At 69.7% G+C, this 20,801-nt stretch carries 15 protein-coding genes; 4 read left to right on the forward strand and 11 right to left on the reverse strand.

What is annotated here, in order from left to right; translation table 11 throughout:
- Positions 1–927, forward strand: coding sequence for a Rossmann-fold NAD(P)-binding domain-containing protein (locus C8N44_RS04365; RefSeq protein WP_146178802.1), 927 nt, complete (start codon positions 1–3; stop codon positions 925–927).
- On the opposite strand, the gene C8N44_RS04370 is transcribed toward C8N44_RS04365, so the two are convergent.
- The 6 genes from C8N44_RS04370 to leuC all read right to left on the reverse strand — a co-directional run bounded on the left by C8N44_RS04370 (position 812) and on the right by leuC (position 5,818).
- Positions 812–1,768, reverse strand: a complete 957-nt coding sequence (locus C8N44_RS04370; RefSeq protein ID WP_244640984.1) for an endonuclease/exonuclease/phosphatase family protein — start codon at positions 1,766–1,768, stop codon at positions 812–814. The genes C8N44_RS04365 and C8N44_RS04370 overlap by 116 nt on opposite strands.
- Positions 1,769–1,827: 59 nt before the next feature.
- Positions 1,828–2,622: a hypothetical protein gene (locus C8N44_RS04375; protein ID WP_244640985.1), complete on the reverse strand. Its 795-nt coding sequence runs from the start codon at positions 2,620–2,622 to the stop codon at positions 1,828–1,830.
- A 428-nt stretch (positions 2,623–3,050) separates the two neighbouring features.
- Entirely contained in the window at positions 3,051–3,656 is a 606-nt protein-coding gene (gene leuD, locus C8N44_RS04380) for a 3-isopropylmalate dehydratase small subunit (protein WP_107974953.1), read from the reverse strand.
- 1 nt (position 3,657) lies between these two features.
- The gene (locus C8N44_RS04385) at positions 3,658–4,041 is read right to left on the reverse strand and encodes a hypothetical protein (RefSeq protein WP_107974954.1); all 384 of its coding nucleotides are present in this window, start codon (positions 4,039–4,041) and stop codon (positions 3,658–3,660) included.
- Positions 4,042–4,079: 38 nt separating this feature from the next.
- A complete protein-coding gene (locus C8N44_RS04390) occupies positions 4,080–4,400 on the reverse strand; it encodes a hypothetical protein (protein ID WP_107974955.1) in 321 nt (106 codons plus the stop codon).
- Entirely contained in the window at positions 4,397–5,818 is a 1,422-nt protein-coding gene (gene leuC, locus C8N44_RS04395) for a 3-isopropylmalate dehydratase large subunit (protein WP_107974956.1), read from the reverse strand. The genes C8N44_RS04390 and leuC overlap by 4 nt, the downstream gene beginning before the upstream one ends.
- 532 nt (positions 5,819–6,350) lie before the next feature.
- On the opposite strand from leuC, the gene C8N44_RS04405 reads away from it, so the two are divergent.
- On the forward strand, positions 6,351–7,529 hold the full coding sequence (locus C8N44_RS04405) for an acetyl-CoA C-acyltransferase family protein (protein ID WP_107974958.1): 1,179 nt from the start codon (positions 6,351–6,353) through the stop codon (positions 7,527–7,529).
- A gap of 3 nt (positions 7,530–7,532) precedes the next feature.
- Here the strand turns inward: C8N44_RS04405 and C8N44_RS04410 are convergent, their stop codons facing one another.
- Positions 7,533–8,321 carry a pyrroline-5-carboxylate reductase family protein gene (locus C8N44_RS04410; protein ID WP_107974959.1) on the reverse strand — a complete coding sequence of 263 codons (789 nt, stop codon included), beginning with the start codon at positions 8,319–8,321 and terminating at the stop codon, positions 7,533–7,535.
- Positions 8,322–8,478: 157 nt separating this feature from the next.
- Here C8N44_RS04410 and C8N44_RS04415 point away from each other — a divergent pair, with 157 nt between their 5' ends.
- The gene (locus tag C8N44_RS04415; RefSeq protein ID WP_107974960.1) at positions 8,479–9,486 is read left to right on the forward strand and encodes a siderophore-interacting protein; all 1,008 of its coding nucleotides are present in this window, start codon (positions 8,479–8,481) and stop codon (positions 9,484–9,486) included.
- Here the strand turns inward: C8N44_RS04415 and C8N44_RS04420 are convergent.
- From C8N44_RS04420 to C8N44_RS04435, 4 genes are all read right to left on the reverse strand, one after another.
- Complete coding sequence (locus C8N44_RS04420) at positions 9,468–9,980, reverse strand: hypothetical protein (protein WP_244640986.1); 513 nt, start codon at positions 9,978–9,980, stop codon at positions 9,468–9,470. The genes C8N44_RS04415 and C8N44_RS04420 overlap by 19 nt on opposite strands.
- 160 nt (positions 9,981–10,140) lie before the next feature.
- Positions 10,141–12,171 (reverse strand): penicillin-binding protein 1C, encoded by a 2,031-nt coding sequence (gene pbpC / locus C8N44_RS04425; protein ID WP_107974961.1) that lies wholly within the window; start codon positions 12,169–12,171, stop codon positions 10,141–10,143.
- Positions 12,164–12,715: a putative glycolipid-binding domain-containing protein gene (locus tag C8N44_RS04430; protein WP_107974962.1), complete on the reverse strand. Its 552-nt coding sequence runs from the start codon at positions 12,713–12,715 to the stop codon at positions 12,164–12,166. The genes pbpC and C8N44_RS04430 overlap by 8 nt, the downstream gene beginning before the upstream one ends.
- Entirely contained in the window at positions 12,712–18,123 is a 5,412-nt protein-coding gene (locus tag C8N44_RS04435; RefSeq protein WP_107974963.1) for an alpha-2-macroglobulin family protein, read from the reverse strand. Before C8N44_RS04435 ends, C8N44_RS04430 begins: the two co-directional genes overlap by 4 nt.
- A gap of 125 nt (positions 18,124–18,248) precedes the next feature.
- Between C8N44_RS04435 and C8N44_RS04440 the strand changes: the two genes are divergently transcribed.
- Positions 18,249–20,798 (forward strand): hybrid sensor histidine kinase/response regulator, encoded by a 2,550-nt coding sequence (locus tag C8N44_RS04440; protein WP_107974964.1) that lies wholly within the window; start codon positions 18,249–18,251, stop codon positions 20,796–20,798.
- Positions 20,799–20,801: the final 3 nt, after the last annotated feature.

Consider the following 20,801-nt stretch of genomic DNA (forward strand, 5'->3'; position numbering starts at 1 on the left):
ATGAAGAAAGATGTCCTTATCCTCGGTGGGTCTGGCCGCTTCGGCCGCCAGGCGGCCGAGGCCTTCTGGAACGCGGGCTGGCACGTGCGGCTCTTCGACCGCAAATCCGACGACCTGACCGAGGCCGCCCGTGGCGCCCATACGATCGTGAATGCCTGGAACCCCGCCTATCCCGAGTGGCCGGCGCAGCTGCCCGGGCTCACCCGCGCCGTGATCGCCGCGGCCCGTACTAGCGGCGCCCGCGTGGTGCTGCCCGGCAACGTCTATGTCTTCGGGCCGGACTGCCCCGCGCCATGGGGCGCTGACAGCCCACGCCGCGCCAACAACCCGCTGGGCCGCCTGCGGATCGAGATGGAACAGGCCTATCGCGATGCTGGCGTGCCCACGCTGATCCTGCGGGCGGGCGATTTCCTCGATACCGAGGCCAGCGGCAACTGGTTCGACAGGATGATCGCCCCCTCGCTGAAACGCGGCGTGCTCAGCTGGCCGGGGCGCACCGACATCCCCCATGCCTGGGCGTGGCTGCCCGACATGGCGCGCGCGGCGGAGCTGTTGGCCCGGCGGTACGACCTGCCCCGCCACGCCGATGTGCCCTTCCCCGGCTACACCCTCTCGGGCGATCAGATGGCGGGGCTTGCTGCCAAGGCGCTCGGCCGGCCCGTGCGGACCCGGCGGACGAGCTGGCTGCCCCTGCGCCTTGCCCGGCCGGTCTGGCCCATGGCCAAGGGAATGCTGGAGATGCGCTACCTGTGGGAGACGCCGCACCGGCTCGACGAGAGTACCTTCCGGACGCTTCTGCCGGATTTCGCGGTCACTGGCCCGGAAGAGGCGCTGCGGAGGGCGATCGCCCCGGTTCTGGCCCGCCGCTCGTGGCAAGATCGGCCCAGACCAGCGCGTGCGGCCCCACCGTCGGAACAGCATCAATGAGCCCCGCCGCAACGACCGACAGCGTCGCATCTGGCAGCACGTAGCTCACCCGCATGGGGCCGGTACTGTCCCAGGTGACGGTCGGGCTGCCCGGTAGGGGATCCCGAAGGCGCGGATGCGACAGGATCGCCTGCACCCCCTCGCGGCGGCCATCGCCGCGGTCGGGATCGGCGTTGAGATTGCCCAGCAGGATCACCGGCACTTCGGGCGCGGGTGCAGGGGCCGCCAGCAGCCGCCCGTCGAGCCAATGCGCCCAGAGCAGGACCTCGTCGTGATTGCGGCGGCCATTGCGATCCTCGGGCCCGTCGAAGACCGGGGGCGTCGCGGCCAGCGTCATCAGGATCACCGGCCCGTCCGGAGCCTCGGCCCGCAGCGCCCAGTGGCCGCTCGTGGAAAGCCGCTGGATGTCGAAGCCGGGGTCTTCTTGGATCATCAGGCTGTCCGGTACGTTGCACCAGAGCTGGTCGGTCAGGTCGAGTTCGAGCGCCAGCGGAAGGCGCGACAGCACCGCCATCCCGCCCTGCCCCGAGAACCGCCCGTAGCCCTGCGCATCGCGCGGCCCGCCAAGCCGACCGTCGCCGTCGAGGTCGAGCCCCGTAGGCATCCCCGTGTTCGGCCGTTGTGCAAAGATGTAGGAATAGTCGAGCCCGCCTGCCCCGAGCAGGTCGCGCAGCTCGCCAAGCGCCAGAAGGTCGTAGTCGTAGTCGAAATCCGTCAGCAGCAGAACGTCCGGCGCGGCGTCGAGGATGGGCCCAAGCGCGTCGGCGAAGTCCCCGCGCTCCATGTCGCGCAGCAGCAGGCCCGGCCCCCTGCGGCTGAACTCGCCGGCCCAGGTCGCCACGCGCAGGGTGTCGGCGAGCGCCGGCGGAGCGAGAAGCAGCAGGAGCAGCGCAAGCAGACCTAGACGATCTGCATGTCGACGTCCTCGGCCTCCGCATAGGCGCGGCGCCGCTTGTCGGCGATGAGATCGGCAATGCGGGCCAGCGCCACGCCGCGCATGATGAGACCGGTTGGAACGAATGCCCATATGCAGACTGTCCAGATGAGCGGCTGCGGCTCGGCGAGATCGGGACCTAAGCCCATCGCCACCGCCGCCTCGAGGATTGGCGGGATCAGGAATGGCAGCGCCACACCTAATGCGAGGTTAAAATGGCTGTCCCGCTTCAGCCGCCGGATCACATCCCCTCCGGTCGTCGGATCAAAGAGCGGCAGATTCACCCAAAAGTTGAAAGCCCCCTGCCGGACGGGCCAGTTCAGAACCCGCACCATCAGCACGAAGACGGCAAGGAAGACCAGCGAGACCAGAATCGCCAGGCCGGCGTGAGTCATCAGTCGCAGATGGTCGACGAGATCCGCCCCCTGGGGCTGCGCGAAGGCCAAGAGGCGCACCGGCGAGAAGGGAAAATCCAGCGTCAGCCCGAGGTTCAGGCCGACCAGGCGGCATACGTCGGAAAAGCCCGACGGGGCCTGTTCGCCGTGGGTTGTCACCACCAGCAGGAACATGGTCAGGAACGGTCCCGCAAAGCGTATCCTGTTGAAGGGAGGCGCATTTCTGAAGTCGAGCAGGGAGGGGTAGTCGCTGTTGTACTCGAAGAAGACGAGCAGGCCCGCAAAGACGGAAAAGAGCACCGCGATCTCGACCGTGTCCGCGTCGCTGGGCAGGAAAAGGGCGGGCACGGCCACAAGCGTGGACACGAGTAAGCCCCTTACGGCTGCCGCGAACACGCGCCTGATCAACTTTTTGCCCCTTCGGTCGCAAGCGGGCCGTTTGCCAGCTGGGCCCCCATTGGTCTGGCTGCCATCCGTCGAGCATGACGGAACGCCTCAATCCTGCCCAATCTCTGCCCCCAAAAGACGCACTTGACAACCACGCCGTGTAAACGTGGTTCGAATCTAAGGCAAATTGAAGGTGTATATGGTGCGGGAATGCATCAATTCACCGACCCCAATGTGTCAGTCTCGAGACGCCTACGATATGTAGGCGCCCAACAAATAACCCGCGCCACATATAGGGCGCGGGCCTTCATGTCGGGTTAGCCTTTGTGGCAGAATCGTCGTAACGTCACCTGCCCGGATCCACGGGAAGCGCGCCCTTCTAGCCGGTTTTCCGCCTCTCCCTGGGCTCAGACCCAGGGCCTGGATTGCGCCAGACCGGACTCGAAGGAATCGATTTCGGCGGCTTTCTGCAGGGTCAGCCCGATGTCGTCGAGGCCGTTGAGCAGGCAGTGCTTCTTGAAGCTGTCGATCTCGAAGGTGATCACCTGCCCGTCAGAGGTGGTGATCTCCTGCTTTTCGAGGTCGATCGTCATGCGGGCGTTCTGCCCCTTCTCGGCGTCCTTCATCAGCAGGTCGACCTGCTCCTGCGGCAGCGGGATCGGCAGGATGCCGTTCTTGAAGCAGTTGTTGTAGAAGATGTCGGCAAAGCTGGGCGCGATCACGCAGCGGATGCCGAAATCCTTGATCGCCCAGGGCGCATGCTCGCGCGAGGAGCCGCAGCCGAAGTTGTCGCCTGCCACCAGGATCTCTGCCTCGCGGTAGGCGGGCTTGTTCAGCACGAAATCCGGGTTCTCGTTGCCGTCGTCGTCAAAGCGCATCTCGTCAAAGAGGTTCTTGCCGAGCCCCTCGCGCTTGATCGTCTTGAGGAACTGCTTGGGGATGATCATGTCGGTGTCGACGTTGATGATCGGCAGCGGCGCCGCGATCCCGGTGAGCTTGTCGAACTTGTCCATCTCAGAAATTCTCCATGGTGTAGATCACCTGGCCGTTCTCGGTCACCGTCCCCTGGACGAGCACGGTGTCGTCGATGCGCTCGACCTCGTAGGTCCCGCCCGCGAAGTTGCCGCTTGTCGTGCAGGTGCCGCCGAAGGCGACCATGCCGTTCCCGGTCGCGCTCTCGGCATAGTCCGACACGCCGCGTGTCGAGCAGCCCGCCGAGAGGTAAAGCCGCACCTGCTCAGCGGTAAAGCCTGCCGGGTTGTAGCTGCCGCTCAGGACACCGTTGGTCTGCCGGAAGGTGAAGAAATCAGGGTCCTGCGTGCCGGTGCCGCCTTCGCAGGCAGCCAGCAGCAGGGCAATCGTCGCCGCGACGGCGGCACGCGGAAGGGTCGGTTTCATTGCTGTCATTCCTCGTGTTTGGAGGGTACCGGCGCGCATCAGCCGCACTCCCCGCCGAAGCGGACGAGCCCGTCGCCGGTGGGCGCCTCGCCGTAGGAGACCAACCGCCCCGAGGGGCAGTTGACGCCAGCGTAGCGCTGGATGTCCTGCGCGGTCCAGCTTGCGGGGTTGTAGACGCCCCGCAGCTCGCGACCGTCGGATTCGACGACGAAGAGGTCCTCGGCCGGTCCGACCGTGGACGCCCCCGCAGCGGCGGGCCTCGGCGCGGGGCCCGGACCGGGCTCCATCGTCTCGCAACCGGCCAGCAGCAGACCCGCCGCGGCCAGAAGCCCCGGCAGGATCACGCCCCGGGCTGTCATGCCGGCTCTCCTTCGCCCATGAGCTCGCGCACGTCGGTCAGACGGCCGGTCACGGCCGCTGCCGCCGCCATAGCGGGCGACATCAGGTGCGTGCGTCCGCCACGGCCCTGCCGACCCTCGAAGTTGCGGTTCGAGGTAGCGGCGCAGCGTTCGCCCGGCGCCAACTGGTCGGGGTTCATGGCAAGGCACATGGAACAGCCCGCCATCCGCCATTCGAAGCCCGCGTCGGTGAAGATATCGGCAAGACCTTCTTCCTCGGCCTGGGCGCGCACGAGCCCAGAGCCCGGAACCACCATGGCCCGCAGGCCGTCGGCAATCTTCTTGCCCTTCACGATCTCGGCCGCGGCACGCAGGTCCTCGATCCGGCCGTTGGTGCAGGAGCCGATGAAGACCGTATCGATCTTGATGTCCGACAGCTTCTGGCCGGCCTCGAGCCCCATGTACTTGAGCGCGCGGCGTGCGGCGTCGACCTTGCCGCCCGAGAAGCTCTCGGGATCCGGCACCACGTCGGTGATCGGCAGCACATCCTCGGGCGACGTGCCCCAGGTGACGACCGGCGCGATATCCTCGCCGCGGATGGTCACGACCTTGTCCCAGTGCGCGTCCTCGTCCGAGAAGAGCGTCTTCCACCAGGCAAGCGCCGCTTCCCACTGGGCGCCCTTCGGCGCGTGGGCGCGACCCTTCACGTATTCGAAGGTCTTTTCGTCCGGCGCGATCAGGCCGGCACGGGCGCCGCCCTCGATCGCCATGTTGCAGACGGTCATGCGGCCTTCCATTGACAGCGAACGGATCGCCTCGCCGCAGTATTCGATCACGTGGCCGGTTCCGCCGGCGGTGCCGGTGGCGCCGATGACCGACAGCGTGATGTCCTTGGCGGTCACGCCCGGCGCCAGCTGGCCGGTGATCTCGACCTTCATGTTCTTGGACTTGGTCTGGATCAGCGTCTGCGTGGCCAGCACGTGCTCGACCTCGGAGGTGCCGATGCCGTGCGCCAGCGCGCCGAAGGCGCCGTGGGTCGCGGTGTGGCTGTCACCGCAGACGATGGTCATGCCCGGCAGGGTCCACCCGTTCTCGGGGCCGATGATGTGCACGATGCCCTGGCGGATGTCCGAGACGGGATAGTAGTTGATCCCGAAGTCCTTGGCATTGGTGTCCAGCGCCTCGACCTGGATGCGGCTTTCGGGATTCTCGATCCCGTTCACGCGGTCGGGCGTGGTCGGCACGTTGTGGTCCGGCACGGCGATGGTCATCTCCGGCTTGCGGACCTTGCGACCGGCCATGCGCAGACCTTCAAAGGCCTGCGGGCTGGTCACCTCGTGGACGAGGTGCCGGTCGATGTAGAGCAGCGAGGTGCCGTCCTCGTCTTCATGGACGAGGTGGGCGTCCCAGATCTTGTCGTAAAGCGTCTTGGGGGACATAGCGGGAAGCTCCCGGTTTCTGTGGCGATGGCTTGGAAACGAGCGGTATCGGCGCACGTGAGCGTATCACGCGCGGTCCACGGCATCATAGCCGGGCGAGCACCGTGTGCGTCGCACCGTGGAAGCGTTCGCGCAGCCGGGCGCGGTCGCCGATATTCATGAGCAGAGTCATGCCTGCGACATACAGAGTGCAGCGCCTCCGATCAAGGGCGGGCCTGAGACGCAAGGTCACAGCGTCCCGGGGCGGGCTTGTTTGAACCAATCGCCTCCCCATCTGGTTATCCTGTCGCAATCACCCGAGGAAGGCCCCATGCCCACCGCGCTCAACATGCTGAACCTGGCCCTGATGGCCGTGCTGTGTGCAGCGGCGCTGTCGGTACACATGGGCGGCCCTTCCCTGACCGCCGTGCAGGGCTTCCCGCTTCCCTGACAGGACGCGCCGACCCGTGACGGCACGTCGCCGTGCCCCGCGGGATGACATCGCTCCCCACGGGCCGCATAGTTCCGGCACTTCGAGGGGGAGGAGATCCACATGCAGGACGACATCGTGATTCTGGGCGGCGCCCGCACCGCCATCGGAACATTTGGCGGCAGCCTCGCGGGCACACCGCCGATCGAACTGGCCACCGCCGCCACCAGGGCGGCGCTCGAACGCTCGGGTGTCGAGGGCGGCCAGGTGGGCCACGTGGTTTTCGGCCACGTCATCAACACCGAACCGCGCGACATGTACCTCAGCCGCGTCGCCGCCATGCAGGCGGGCGTGCCCGAAACCACCCCCGCCATGAACGTGAACCGCCTTTGCGGCTCGGGCGCGCAGGCCATTGTCTCGGGGGTGCAGTCGCTGATGCTGGACGACGCCGACTTTGCCCTTGTCGGCGGGGCCGAGACCATGTCGCGTTCGCCCTTCATCATCCCCGACCAGCGCTGGGGCGCCAAGATGGGCGACGTGAAGACGCTCGACATGATGCTGGGCGCGCTGAACTGCCCGTTCGGCACCGGCCACATGGGCGTCACCGCCGAGAACGTGGCCTCGGAACACGATATCAGCCGCGAGGACCAGGACGCCTTCGCGCTGGAAAGCCAGCGCCGAGCCACCAGTGCCATCGAGCAGGGCCTCTTTGCCGACCAGATCACGCCGGTCGAGGTGAAGCGCAAGCGCGAAGTTGTGGAGTTCAAAACGGACGAGCATCCCAAGGCGACCTCGGCCGAGGCGCTTGCCGGGCTGCGCCCCGCCTTCCAGAAGGAGGGCACCGTGACCGCGGGCAACGCCAGCGGCATCAACGACGGCGCCGCGGCGCTGGTCATGGCCCGCGCCGGGGCTGCCGAAAAGGCGGGGCTCAAGCCGCGCGCCCGCGTGCTGGGCTACGCCCATGCCGGCGTCCGCCCCGAGGTTATGGGCGTCGGCCCGATCCCGGCGGTGCAGTCGCTGCTGGAACGCACCGGTCTCGCCATCTCGGACTTCGACCTGATCGAATCGAACGAGGCCTTTGCCGCGCAAGCCATCGCCGTGAACCGGGCGCTGGGGCTCGACACCGACAAGGTGAATCCCAACGGCGGGGCCATCGCGCTGGGCCACCCGGTGGGTGCCACCGGTGCCATCCTGACCGTGAAGGCGCTTTACGAGCTGGAACGCACCGGCGGCCGCCGCGCCATCGTCACCATGTGCATCGGCGGTGGCCAAGGCATCGCGCTCGCCATCGAGCGGCTCTGACCCCTACAGGCTGCGGCTCTTCTCGACCGCCGCATCCAGCGCCTCGGCCATCTGGTCGGGGATGGGCGAGGCGCGCAGCACCCGCAAGCCCGCTGCCGTGGTCCCGTCATAGTCGATCATCTGCTGCACGTGGTCCGTGGGGGTCTTGTCGCCCTCGGCCATCATCTCGCCTGCCGCGCGGAAGAGCTGTCGCACGGCGCGGTCGGCCATGCGCGGGTCGATCCCCCGCGCCTCGGCATAGCCTGCCATTACCTCGGCGAAATAGGCGGCGAAGCCCGGCACCGGACCTGTGAGCGCGGTGAAAAGGTCGAGCTGCGCCTCGTCCTTCAGCTCGTCGGTCTTGCCCAGCGCCTCGAAGATCCGCGTCACCGTGGTCTTGTCGCGCAGCGCCACGCCCGACCCTGCGACCCAGGGGGCATAGGCCAGCCGCTTGACCGCCGCCGGGCTGCACATGGCCCGCACTACGCGCGGGCCGCCGGCAATCGCCTCGAGCCGGTCCATGGTCACGCCCGCCATGACAGAAATCACCAGTCGGTCGGGCGCATCCAGCCGCAGCGCATCTGCCGAGGCCGGCGGCACCGACAGCAGGATCACGTCGCAGGCGCCCGCCAGCACCGACGGGTCGCGCGTCGCGTTCACGTCCAGCGGCAGTCCGCCCCGGCTGCCCCGCCGGCTGCAGATCCAGAGATCGTCGGGCGCCACGATCCCGCTATCCAGTAGACCCCGCGCCATCGCGCCCCCGAGCATGCCGTTGCCGCCGAGGATACCGATCGTGAAGCTCTCGCGTGCCATGGGCTCTCCTTTCGCAGTCCGATGCCCAGCCTGCGCCCACGCGGCGGGATTGGCAATCAGGGCTATTTCATAGTAAAAAACTCAGACATCCCCTTGCGCCGGTCGTCGCGCCCCGCGACAGTGCCGCCGCAACGACAAATCCCGGAGGACTTTAGGCATGCACCAGGCACGCGCAGCGCTGGAAATCGAGACGGCGACGGCCTTCACCGCCTTCCGGCAGGTGGCCGACCTCTGGGAATCGCCCGCCCGGGCCGAGGGCGACGCCCTGCACATCGCCCTGCCCACCGGCACGGTCACGGTCCTGCCCGGCACCGGGTCCGGCACCGCGCTGCGGGTGGAATGCCCCGACGCGGGCGCCCTGCAGGGGCTGCGCGACACGCTGGACGAGATCATGTCCCACCACGGCGTCAGCCGCCGCTGGGAGGGCACGGGCGCCGGCCAGCGCCCCGCCAACCTCTCGCTCGGCAAAGTGGCCTCGGTCACCCGGATCTCGCCCTCCTTCACCCGCGTCGTGGTCGAGGGACCCGAGCTTGCCCGCCTTGCCACCGGCGGTTTGCACTTTCGCATCCTCTTCGGCCCCGAGGGTGCCGACTGGCCCGCGCTCGACGAAGGCGGCGTGACCCGCTGGCCCGGCGGCGCGGGCGCCTGGCACCGCCCCGTCTACACCGTCCGCGAGATCGAGACCGACGGCGCCACTGCGCGGCTGTCCTTCGACGTTTTCCGCCACGACGGCGGCCGGACCACCGGGTGGACCGACCGCGTGCAGCCCGGCGAGGAAGTCGCCCTCACCGGCCCCGGCGGCCACGGCATCCCCGAGCCCACGGGCTGGATCGGCCTTGTCGGTGACGAAACCGCCGTCCCCGCCATCGCCCGCACCCTTGCCGCCCTGCCCGAGGGCACCCGCGGCGAGGCAATCCTCTTTGTCCCCGAGAGCGGCGACATGGCGGACCTGCCCCGGCCTTCGGGTGTCTCGCTGCGCTGGATCGGTCGTGACGAAGGCGTCACGCCGCTTCAGGCGATGCAGTCGGTCGCGATCCCCGAGGACGACCGCCACGTCCTTTTCGCGGGCGAAAAATCCGAGGCGCTCGCCGCGCGGGCCTGGCTGCAGGAGCAGGGCCTGACCCGCGGCGAATTCCTTGCCGCGACCTACTGGATCCGCGACTGAGCGGGCGCCCGCAAATGAGCGGGCGCCCCGCAAAGCGGCATCACCCGCGCGAGCCGCAGCATCTCTTCCAGCAGGGGGCCCGTATCGTTGCCCTCGCAGAGGATCATCGCGTGGCCCGCCGCTTCTTCGGGCCGTCCCCGCGCCATCGAACGGCATGCGTTCAGCAGCAGCCGTTCGTGCGCGCAGAGCGTGGCCGCGCAATGCGGGCAATCGGGGTTCGAGAACTGAAAGGTGCTGCGCCGCGCGCAACGCATCTTCTGGATGACGTGAAAGACCGCGTGCACAAGCTCGGGCGCCGCATCCCGGCCCAGCCAGCTTTCCGCCCCCAACATCGCCCGCGTCCAGCCCTCGGTCTGGGGATCGGCGAAGGACTGGAAGAAATACCGCGCCACGGTCAGCACGAAGAACTCCTCGCGGTCCAGACCGCCGATCCCGGCCTGCCACCCCGCCTCGTGCCGGCAGCCGCGGCTTTCCTGCCTGTCGTGACGCGCCATCGTTCCGCTCCCTGTCGGGGCCCATCGGGCCGTTGAAGATACCTGAATCCAGGTCGGCTGGCCCGTGGTGACGGCTGGCATATTATTTCTGACAAAAACGATAAGTTATCGCAACCCTGCTTGTGCCGTATGGTGCAAAGAACGGCCAAGCACCCGTATGCTAACGCAATTCGATCCGCACGCGGCCCGATTGCCCCGCCGCGTCGATCACCGACAGCGTGGTGAACCCCGGCCCCGCGACGGGGGCCAGGAACTCCGGGACGTGGCGGCCGGTCTCGGCCACCGCGCCGTCGACCAGCAGCGTGTAGGGCGGCGTGCCCCCGCGCAGCTTGACGGGCACCGCCCCTGAGGCCTCCAGCCGCGCGCCCTCGGGCGGAAAGGTCAGGTCCAGCCCCGGGTCATCCGCCTGCGGGCCGAAGCGCTGCAGCGCGCGCGGCAGATGCGCGTTGTCCACCATCAACGTCTCGGGCGGAGGGGCTGGCAGCGGCGCCGGGCCCGTACGCGCCCGCTCCAATGCCCGGAACAGCGCGGGCGCCGCGAGATCGCCGCCAAAGGCGCCAGGCACCGGCGTGCCGTCCGCGCGCCCGATCCAGACACCCGCCACGTGGCGCCCGTCCCAACCCAGCGCCCAGGCATCGCGGTGCCCGTAGGAGGTGCCCGTCTTCCACGCGACCCGTCCCGGTGCCCCCGCGCTGGGCGGCGGTGGGATCTGCGCCAGCACGTGCCCCACCTGCCAGGCCGAGGCGCGTGACATGATCCGCGCAGACTGCCCCTCGGGCGCGTCCACCCGCCAGTGCAAAGGCAGGGCCACTCCGCCCCGCGCCTGTGCCGCATAAAACTGCACCATTTCCTCGAGCGTCAGCCCCACGCCGCCCAGCGCCAGCGCGAGCCCCGGCCGTCCGCCCGCCAGTTCCGGCGCCAGCCCCGCGCGTTCCAGCGCCGCCATGAGCTGCGCCGGACCCAGCGCCTCGGTCAGCCGCACCACGGGGATGTTCAGCGACAGTTGCAGCGCGCGTGCAGCACTCACCTCACCCCGGAACGTCCCGTCGAAATTCTGCGGTGCATAGCGACCGAAACGCACCGGCGCGTCGAGGATCAGCGTCTCCGGGTGCGCCAGGCCCCGGTCGAAGGCGAGCCCGTAGACCAGCGGCTTCAGCGTCGAGCCCGGCGACCGCTTGGCCTGCGTCATGTCCACGAACCCGCGCGAGACCGTGTCGGTGTAGTCGGGCGCACCGACCGAGGCGAGCACCTCGCCGCTTTCCACGTCGGCCAGCACCAGTGCCATGGACAGCCGCGGATCGCGACCGGCCATGTGGTGGCGCACCAGATCCTCCATAGCGCGCTGCAGGTCCGCATCCAGCGTCAGCCGGTGCACCCCCGGGCCCGCCGCCACGGCCCGGTCGGCCATGTGCGGCGCAAGGAAGGGCATCTCGTGCCGCGCCGGGGGCACCGGATCACCGGCCAGAACGCGCGCCGCCTCGGGGGCGATCACGCCGAGGTCGCCCATCCGCGCCAGCACCCGGTCGCGTGCGGCCTTCGCCACCTCCGGCTGCCGGTCGGGCCGGCGCGCCTCGGGCGACTGCGGCAGGGCCACCAGCAGCGCCGCCTCGGGTGCCGTCAGCCGTGCGGGCTCTTTCCCCAGCCAGGCGAGGCTCGCCGCGCGCACGCCTTCGACATTCCCGCCGTAGGGCGCCAGCGACAGGTAGAGGTCCAGGATCTCGCCCTTGCTCAGCCGTCGTTCCAGCGCCAGCGCCACCCGCACCTGCCGCAGCTTGCCGGACCACGATCCCGTGCCGCTGTCCTCCAGAAGCCGCGCCACCTGCATGGTCAGGGTCGAGGCGCCCGACACCACGCCCCCGTGCCGCAGCGCCTGCCACCCGGCCCGCGCCACGGCCCGCGTGTTCACCCCGTGGTGATCGAAGAAGCGCCCGTCCTCCCAGGCGATGAGCATGTCGAAAAACAGCGGATCGACGGCGTCGCGGCTGACCGCCATGCGCCATGTGCCCTCTCCCACCGGGTAGGCCCGCAGCAGGCGCCCCTCGCGATCCCGCACCTCGGGCGAGACCGCCTGCACCAGCACCGGCAGCTCCGTCTCCGCCACCCAGCGGTCGCCCACATCGCGCGCGAAGGCTCCGGCCCAGAGCACGACCACCAGCCCCAGCAAGACCCGGGGCAGGCGCCTGTCAGCCATCGGTGACATCCCAGAGGCCAGGATAGGTCTCAACGAAGCCGTCCGGGCCCACGACAAGCTGCGTCTCGAATCCGCTCGATGCCGTGTAATGCACCAGCCCGCCGCGTTCCCGCCGGTAGGCCTGATCCAGCGGCTCCGGCACGCCACCGGGCAGGCGGAACCAGGCCGCGCGCACCTCGAGCCGGCCCACCTCGGGCAGGCGCCGCAGCGGCATGAGGTTCGTCGCCGGCGTGAAGCTCAGGTCCACGTCCTCGGCCCCCTCGACCTGCGGCTGCGGCGCATCGTTCAGGAACCAGCCGCCCTCGTTCACGATCCGCCAGCCCACGGTCGCGTCCCCGTAGGTGCCGGAAATATCGGCCGAACGCGTCAGCCAGTCCTTGCCCATCCGCACGACGTAATCCAGCGCGGCAAAGCCCGCATCGTCGCGGAACCGCGCGTGGCCCACCAGCATCCAGCCTTCGCCCACGCGCGCCAGCCGGCACTTGTCCTCGCCCTCGCGGTCCAGCGCCCGCCAATGCACCGTCGCTACCGTTTCGCCCGTCATTCTGTCACCACTACGTTGCCCGATCCCGTCACCGCCCGGTATTCCGGGCGATACATGTCCTCCACCAGCGCCGCGGGGTGGTGGAACCGTCCCGGCGACACCGCCCGCACCACGTAGGCCAGCCGCAGCGCATCGGTGCTGCCCCAGTCCAACGCGGCAAGGAAGCGATCCGTGCGGAACTCTGCCGTCAGCGGCTCGGCGGTTTCGAGCCAGTCCATCCCGCGGATGTCACCCGAGCGCAGCAGGCTCGGGTTGTCGATCTCGAACCCCGCAGGCAGCGGGTCGTCCAAGATCAGCCGTACGCGCACCTCCTCGGCCGGCCGCACGGTCAGCACCGTCACCAGCCTGTCGCCCCGGGCCACGCGCGAGGGGTCGGCGCGCTCACCCTCCGGCGTGTAGTAGGCCCGCTCCAGCGCGTAGCCGTAGCCGCCGGGCTCGGTCACCCCCTCGGGCACGCCCAGCGTGGTCAGCGTCAATGCCACATCGCGGCCCGAGGTGTTGGTGATCTGCATGGACTCAAGCGCGTCGCCGTCGATCCGGCGCAGGAAGGGCCCCGCCACCGGCGTGCCGTCGACCGAAATGCCGGAGATTCCGGGATCGGCGACCATGGCCCGCGCCGCCAGCAGCGACCAGGCCTGCTCCTGCGTCGAGAGCGGCCTGTCCGAGACGGCCAGCCGTTCTGCGAGCGCCGTGCGATCCACCGCCGTGCTGCCCGCCTCGACCGCCAGCGACAGGACGCCGGCCGCATCGCGCAGCTCCGATCCGTAGTCGGCGCGAAAGACCCTCTCGCCCCGGCCACCCAACCGCGCGGCGGCCTGCGCAAACAGCCGGTCCGCCCGAGCCTGATCGCCATAGCTCGCCAGCGCCGCGCCAAGCTGCGCCAGCGCCAGCGGCGTGCCGAAGGCCCCCGCCTTTTCGTCGGCGTAGTAGCGCAGATCCCCCATGGCCGCCCGCCCCTCGCGGGCCAGCACCATGAGCGCATAGGCGATATCCTCGCCGCCCTGATCGAAGTCGGCGGCATAGGCGATGCGGTTGGCAAGGTTGTCGAGCGCCGATTGCAGCGCCCGGTCCGGCACCGCGTGCCCGGCTGCCGCCGCCCGCGTCAGAAAATCGCTCACATAGGCATCAAGCCAGCCATTGCCCGAGTCCGCCCGCCAGAGCCCGAAGGCCCCGTTCGCCGCCTGCCGTGTCAGGATCTGCGTGATCGCGTCGTCGATACGTCCGTCGATGCCCTGCGTGCCGCCGATCCCCAGCGGCCCCGCCACCGAGGCGAGCGACAGGAGCGGCAGCGCCTGGCTCGTCAACTGTTCGGTGCAGCCGTAGGGGTAGCGTTCCAGCGAGGAAAGCAGCCCCGGCACGTCGAAGCGCGCCAGCGGCCCGGCCGAGACCAGCACCTCCGACGATCCCGCGCGGTAGCCCGTCAGCACCGCGTCATCGAGCGTGAAGCTCTGCCCCGGTGCCAGCGACAGCCGACGCGTGGTGCCGCGCGCCGGGTCGTTCGCCCGCACGCCCAGCGTCAGCCGCTTGGTCAGCACTGCGCCGCCGGGCGTGGTCAAGGCCACCTCGATCGCGTAATCGCCCGGCTCCGTTCCCTTGACCGGGACCGACAGCACCGTGCGTCCGCCCTCGGCGATCTCCACGCTGTCGGCGACGGCGCCTAGGTCCAGCCCCGGCGCCGAGACCTTGAGCGCCATGGTGCCGCCCGGCCCCTTGGCGTGGGTCAGTTCCAGCCCCAGCAGGGCCTCGTCGCCGGGCGCCAGGAAGCGCGGCAGGTTCGCGGCCACGACCACCGGGTCGCGCACCAAAACCTCGGTCTCGGCCGATCCAACGCCGCGCGCGCTCCAGGCAACCGCCATCAGCCGCACGGTCCCATTGAAATCGGGCATGTCGAAGCTGACCCGCGCCATGCCGTCCACCCCGACGGTCACCGGCCCCGTGAACTGAGCCACCAGCTCCTCGGTCGGCGGCGGGCTCTGCATCCGCAGCGCCGCGGCGGCATCCCCGCCAGACCGGATCTGCCCCATGGCGCCGTTCAGCCCGTCGATCAGCCGGCCATAGACATCGCGGATCTCGACCCCAAGCCGGCGCTGGCCGAAGTAGTAGCCGCGCGGGTCCGGCGCCTCGAAGCCCGTCAGGTTCAGGATACCCACATCCACCGCCGCGACGGTGACATAGGCTGCGTCGCCCTCGGTCAGCCCGTCGATGCCCACCGCCGCCTCGAAAGTCCCGCGCGGTGCCACTTCCTCGGGTGCCTCCAGCGCCACGTCCAGCCGGGCCTCACCGGGATCGACCGGGGCATGGGCCAGTCCAAGACTGCGCGCCGGATTGTGACCGGCCTGCGCGTCCATGGGCCCGATCACCTGCGCCGTCACGTAGGCGCCCGCGCCCCAGTCGTCGGTCACCGGCAGCTCGAGCGTCGTCTCGCCCTCGGGCACCTCCACCGCCTGCATCGACACCACCCGGTCGGCCATGACCGTCACCAGCGCCTGCCCCGCGTAGCGCGGGACCATGCGCAGGACCGCCGTGTCGCCGGGGCGATAGGCCTCGCGATCGAGCGACATCTCAAGCATGTCGGGGCTGTCGGGGGCTGAGGCCGTCGCGTACCAGCCCGCATCAAACCCCACCGAACTCGCCAGATAGGCGCCGTCCGCCCGTGTCACGACCAGCTCGTATTGCCCCCAGTCGACCGGGGCCGCGATGCCCACCGGATCCTCGCCCAGCGCCGCGGTGCCCCGCGCCACCGTCTCGCGCGTGGTGACTGGCTCCCAGTTCCAGTCACCGTAAAGCTCGTACCACTGGTAGCGCGTGGTGACCCGGTTGATCGTCCACTCGACCTCCATGTCGACGGGCGCAAGATCCGGCCCGAAGGCCTGCAGATCGAACCGCGCCTCGCCACCCTCGGGCAGGGTGCCATCAAAGCCCGGTCGGATGCCGATCATCGGCCCCGGCGCCAGCACCGGGCGCGAGATCTGTCGTTCCACCGGGCGCCCCGAGCCTTCGGTGATCCGCACCGCGACTTCTGCCTCCATGGGCCGCCCGCTGTCCTCTGCCTCGGGCAGCGGCAGGCGCAGCGACGCCGCGCCGCTTCCGTCCGTGAAGACCTCGCCGATGGGCGCAGTGCGCACCGAAACCTCGGCATCGTGCCGTCCGAAATGCCAGCCCGGCAGGTCCTCCAGCCGGTCGCGCGCGGCGAGCCTCACGCTGCCTTCCACCGGCAGCCCGCCCCCTGGCGCGCCGAACAGATAGCGCGCGTCGATTGTCAGCTGCGGCGGTGCGAGCGGCGAAATCGCGCCTTCGGGCAGAGTGAGGTCGAAGTCGATCCGCTCGGGCACGAAATCCTCGACCAGCAGGCTTTGCGATTGCAGCGCCTCGGCCTCGGGATCGGCATAGACATCCAGCCGCCAGGTCCCGCGCGGCGCGCTTTCGGCCACGGGCAGGTCAAAGACATGTCCGCCCGCCACGCCGCCGTCCGAGACCTCACGCGCGTATTCCACCCCGTCGGGCCGGGTCAGCACCGCCGTCAGCGGCACGTCCTCGACCGCCGCGGCCTGCGCATCCCGCGCCAGCACCGTGGCATGGATCACCTCGCCCGCACGGTAGGCGCCCCGGTCCGTCGCGACGAAGACATCGAGCGGCCCCGCAGGCGCCCGCCCCGCCACACCGCGATCCGAGAGGTCAAAGGCCGGGTCCGCGAGCGACAGGAAGGCGATGTCCTCCTCGCTGTCCCGCGCGATCACAAGGGCCGGCGCAGCCCCGCCCATGCCGCGCATCAGACCTGCCGGGAAGGTGGCGACACCCGCGGCATCCGTCTCGGCCACGCCCAGCGCCCGGTTCGCCGCCGACAGCAGCGTGACCTCCAGCCCAGCACGCGGCGCCGCATCGCCAAGACCCCGCGCCACGACGGTCAGACCCTCGGTCCCCTGCAGGGTCGTCAGCCCGGTGTCCGACAGCACGAACCACTGCGTCGCCGGTTCGCTCTCCACAGCCTCCGGCAGCCGCGCCGTCAGCGCGTAGATCCCGGCGGGCATGTCGCCCACGAGTTCGCCCACGGGCAGGCGCGTCACCATGTCGGCGTTCAGCTCCTGCTGAAGATCCGCCTCGCCGCGCCAGACCTCTTCAGCCACCTGGTCGCCGAACTGTTCCAGCTCCCATTCGGACATGCGGCGGGCAAAGAAATCCTCCTGCATGGCGCGCAGCAGGTTGCGGTCCGACACGCGGCGCAGGACCAGCTCGGCCCGATCCGCGTTCACGCTCTCCAGCGGCAGCCCCGCCTCGGGGCTGCGCGGCAAGACGTAGGCCCGCCCGGGAAAGCCCAGCTCGGGCGCCCGGTCGCGGACATAGGCGGTGATCTCCACGTCTCGCGACAGCACCTCTCCGCTGGCCGCCGGAAGCCCCGAACGGAAGGTCAGTGTGTAGCGCGCGCCGTGCTCCAGCCCGCTCACGCAAAGCCGCTGGTCCTCGGCCCGCACCGCGAGACGCGCATCGGGCAGCCGCACGTAGGGGGCATAGTCCACGCCCGCAGGCGCCAGATCCTCGGAGAACACCGCGCAGATCCGCGGCGATGCGCTGTCGGCCTCCACTTGGTGTTCGGTGATCCGGAAGCCGTACTGCGCCACCGCTTCGTCGAGCGCCGCGGCGATGTCGTCACGCGCGCCCAGCGACGCCGCCAGCCTTAGCGCATCCACCGTGTCGCGCCCGCGCCCTTCTACCTCGAGCGCATCAGCCAGCTGCAAAAGCGCCGCCTGCCGCTGCGGGGCGCCCTCACTGCGCAGGTAGGCATTCACGGCGCCAAGAAAGGCCCGGTCGCGCAGGGTGAACCGCTCGCTCCCCGTCACGCTCTCCGCCAGCGCCGCCGACAGTTCACTGTATTGCAGCCAGTGCGCGGCGCTGTCGCTCTGCGCCGTTGCCGCGCCCGTCCAGTGCACCGCATCGCGCAGGTTGCCCGACTGCCGGGCGTCCTCGGCGGCGTCCAGAAGCGCCGGCACGTCCCAGCGGCCGCCCGCATGGCGGGCGCCGAGCGCCGCAGCCTCGTCCCTCGCGCGGTCCAGATCGTCCGGCGTCAGGAAATCCAGCTCGGCCGACCGTGTCGTGGCACGCTCCAAGTCCCCCGGCGCGGCATCGACCACCACGGCCGACACCGCCCCCTGGAAAGGCTTGCGCTCGGACACGCCGGTCTTGGGGAAACAGATGGCCTTCGCGGTGTTGAAGGTAAAGGCTCCGCAGGCAGGATCGCTCAGGCAGACCCTCTCGCAGGCCTCCTGCGTGGTGTCGAACAGCGTCTGCAGATCAGCGCCGTAGAAATCCACGTCACGCGACACGACGCTGCGCCGCTCCGGGATGGCCTCCTGCGCGGCGACCTGCGCTGTGGTGACAGCGCCCAGCAAGAGGGCGGCAAGCAAGGGGCGCATCACGAAGACTCCGGCTGAAAATTTGGGCAAGCGTGCCACGCGGCCGGGGCCCAGACAAGCGCAGGAAAGTTAAGCCGTTGTTCACGCAGGCGGGGGCAATCTCCGCCGGAACGCGGAGGAAAGGCATGGATCTGGCCAACCGGCTGGCCGAGGAACGTCGCAGGCGGCTGGCCGCCGAACGCCTGCTCGAACTCAAGCAGGCGGAGCTTTTCGCCGCCAACCGCAAGCTGGGCAAACACGCGCTTCAGCTTTCGCAGGAGGTCACCGAACGCCGGGCCGAAGTGGCGCAGGTCCGCGACCAGAACCAGCGCATCACCTCGCAGCTCGGGCAGGCCACCGAACGGATCGAGCTTGTCGAGGGACAGCTCTGGGCCGCACTCGATGCCATGCGCGACGGGTTCGCCATGTTCGATGCGGCCGGGCAGCTTGAACTCGCCAACAGCGCCTTCATGTCACTATTCGACGGGCTCGACAGCGTGCGCCCCGGCGCCAGTCACGACCACCTGATCGAGATGATGATCGAGGAAGGCATCGTCGACCTGCAGGGCGAAGACGCGCGCGACTGGGCGGCCCGGATGCGCACCCGCTGGGACCGGTCCCCGATCCCGCCGGAAACACTGCGCCTCTGGAACGGCGGCTTCATCAAGCTGCAGGACCGCCGACGCCCGGACGGCGGCATCGTCAGCCTCGCGGTCGAGATCACCGAACTCATGCGGATGTGGTCCGCGGTCGAGGAACTGCCCGACGGCTTCGTCCTCTACGACACCGATGACCGGCTGCTCATGTGCAACCAGCCCTACCTCGATTTCTACGACGATTCGGCCCCCGCCATCCGCCCCGGCGCCAGCTTCGAGGATATCCTGCGCTACGGGCTCGACCACGGCCAGTACGCCGAGGCCATAGGTCGTGAGGAAGAGTGGCTCGAGGAACGGCTCGAACGGCACCGCCGTGCCGACCAGGAGCTCGAACAGCAGCTCGCCGACGGCCGATGGCTGCGCATCTACGAGCGCGAAACCCGCGACGGCGGGCGCGTCGGGCTGCGCATCGACATCACCCAGATCAAGCAGGACCAGGAACGCCTGCGCGACGCCATCCACCGGGCCGAGGCCGCAAGCCGCGCCAAGTCCGCCTTCCTCGCCAACATGAGCCACGAGATCCGCACGCCGATGAACGGCGTGGTGGGCATGGCCGACCTGCTGATGGAATCCCCGCTGGACGACGAACAGCGCCTCTACGTCGACACAATCCGCGCCTCCGGCGAGGCGCTGCTCGTGATCATCAACGACATCCTCGACTACTCCAAGATCGAGGCCGACAAGCTGACGCTCCACCCCGAGCCCTTCGACCTCGAACGCTCGATCCACGACGTGGTGATGCTCTTGCAGCCCGCCGCCCGCGACAAGGGCCTGTCGATGCTGGTGGACTACGACATGTTCCTGCCCACCCGCTTCGTCGGCGATGCAGGCCGGCTGCGCCAGATCCTGACCAACCTCGTGGGCAACGCGGTCAAGTTCACCCAGTCCGGGCATGTCCTCGTCCGTGTCACCGGCGTCACCGGTGCCGAGGAAGCGCCCGCCGGGGAAGCTGCGCTGCACCTCACGGTCGAGGACACCGGCATCGGCATTTCAGCCGACAAGCTCGGCACCGTCTTCGACGAGTTCAATCAGGTCGAAACCGAGCGCAACCGCAGCTTCGACGGCACCGGCCTCGGCCTCGCCATCACCCGGCGGCTCGTGGGTCTCATGGGGGGCGAGGTCTGGGCCGACTCCGAGCCGGGCGCGGGAAGCTGCTTCGGCCTGCGCATCGTCCTGCCCGCCGACGAGGGACCCGCCCCCGAGCTGCCTTCGCTGCCGGAGGGCTTCCGCAGGGTGCTGGTCGCCGAACCCGACGGCGGCAACCGCGCCATCCTGCACAAGCAGCTCGACCTTATCGGTCTCGATCCCCGTTTCTGCCCCGACGGCGCCGCCGCGATCGCCGATCTCGACCCGCCGCCGGACCTTGTGCTGCTCGACGCCACGCTGCCCGACATGACCGGTCCCGATCTGGTGCGCCAGCTGCGCCGCCACGGCATTACCGCCCCCGCCCTGCTCATGAGCGACAGCGCCGCTGCCCTCTCGGCCCATCTGCCCGGCAGCGTGCAGGGCGTGCTGCAGAAACCCATCGCGCGCCGCGCGCTTTTCACCGCGCTCGAAGAGGCCGGCGGCATGCGACCCCTCGCGCAGGTCCCGGCCACGCCACCCCCTGCGCCTCCCGCGCCGCGGCAGGCGCCCGCCCGCACGCGGCCCGAAATCCTGCTGGCCGAGGACAACCGCACCAACCAGCTCGTTTTCCGAAAGATGATCGCCGGGCTCGACGTCGATCTCCGCCTCGCCTCCAACGGCCTCGAGGCGGTCGAGGCCTATCGCAGCCACCATCCCGATGCGGTCTTCATGGACATCTCCATGCCCGGCATGGACGGCAAGCAGGCCACCCGCGAAATCCGCCTGATCGAGGAGGAAGAGGGCGCCCCGCGCGTGCCGGTGATCGCCGTCACCGCCCATGCCATGGCCGAAGATCGCGCCGCGATCCTCGCCGCCGGGCTCGACGACTACCTCACCAAGCCCGTGCGCAAGGCGGAACTGGTCGAAAAGCTGCTCGCCCACTTGCCCGCCCTGCGCGAAAGCGCGGCGGGCTAGGGC

Origin of the sequence: Allosediminivita pacifica (assembly GCF_003054175.1) — a bacterium.
In the GTDB taxonomy this organism is placed as follows: Bacteria; Pseudomonadota; Alphaproteobacteria; order Rhodobacterales; family Rhodobacteraceae; genus Allosediminivita; species Allosediminivita pacifica.

Bases quoted from the DNA above. Each gene is read 5' to 3' on its own strand.
- C8N44_RS04440 (WP_107974964.1), top strand. From the start codon at position 18,249: ATGGATCTGGCCAACCGGCTGGCCGAGGAACGTCGCAGGCGGCTGGCC.
- leuC (WP_107974956.1), bottom strand. From the start codon at position 5,818: ATGTCCCCCAAGACGCTTTACGACAAGATCTGGGACGCCCACCTCGTC.
- C8N44_RS04415 (WP_107974960.1), top strand. From the start codon at position 8,479: ATGCACCAGGCACGCGCAGCGCTGGAAATCGAGACGGCGACGGCCTTC.
- leuD (WP_107974953.1), bottom strand. From the start codon at position 3,656: ATGGACAAGTTCGACAAGCTCACCGGGATCGCGGCGCCGCTGCCGATC.
- C8N44_RS04420 (WP_244640986.1), bottom strand. From the start codon at position 9,980: ATGGCGCGTCACGACAGGCAGGAAAGCCGCGGCTGCCGGCACGAGGCG.
- C8N44_RS04390 (WP_107974955.1), bottom strand. From the start codon at position 4,400: ATGACAGCCCGGGGCGTGATCCTGCCGGGGCTTCTGGCCGCGGCGGGT.
- C8N44_RS04410 (WP_107974959.1), bottom strand. From the start codon at position 8,321: ATGGCACGCGAGAGCTTCACGATCGGTATCCTCGGCGGCAACGGCATG.
- C8N44_RS04405 (WP_107974958.1), top strand. From the start codon at position 6,351: ATGCAGGACGACATCGTGATTCTGGGCGGCGCCCGCACCGCCATCGGA.
- C8N44_RS04430 (WP_107974962.1), bottom strand. From the start codon at position 12,715: ATGACGGGCGAAACGGTAGCGACGGTGCATTGGCGGGCGCTGGACCGC.
- C8N44_RS04435 (WP_107974963.1), bottom strand. From the start codon at position 18,123: ATGCGCCCCTTGCTTGCCGCCCTCTTGCTGGGCGCTGTCACCACAGCG.
- C8N44_RS04365 (WP_146178802.1), top strand. From the start codon at position 1: ATGAAGAAAGATGTCCTTATCCTCGGTGGGTCTGGCCGCTTCGGCCGC.
- C8N44_RS04385 (WP_107974954.1), bottom strand. From the start codon at position 4,041: ATGAAACCGACCCTTCCGCGTGCCGCCGTCGCGGCGACGATTGCCCTG.
- pbpC (WP_107974961.1), bottom strand. From the start codon at position 12,171: ATGGCTGACAGGCGCCTGCCCCGGGTCTTGCTGGGGCTGGTGGTCGTG.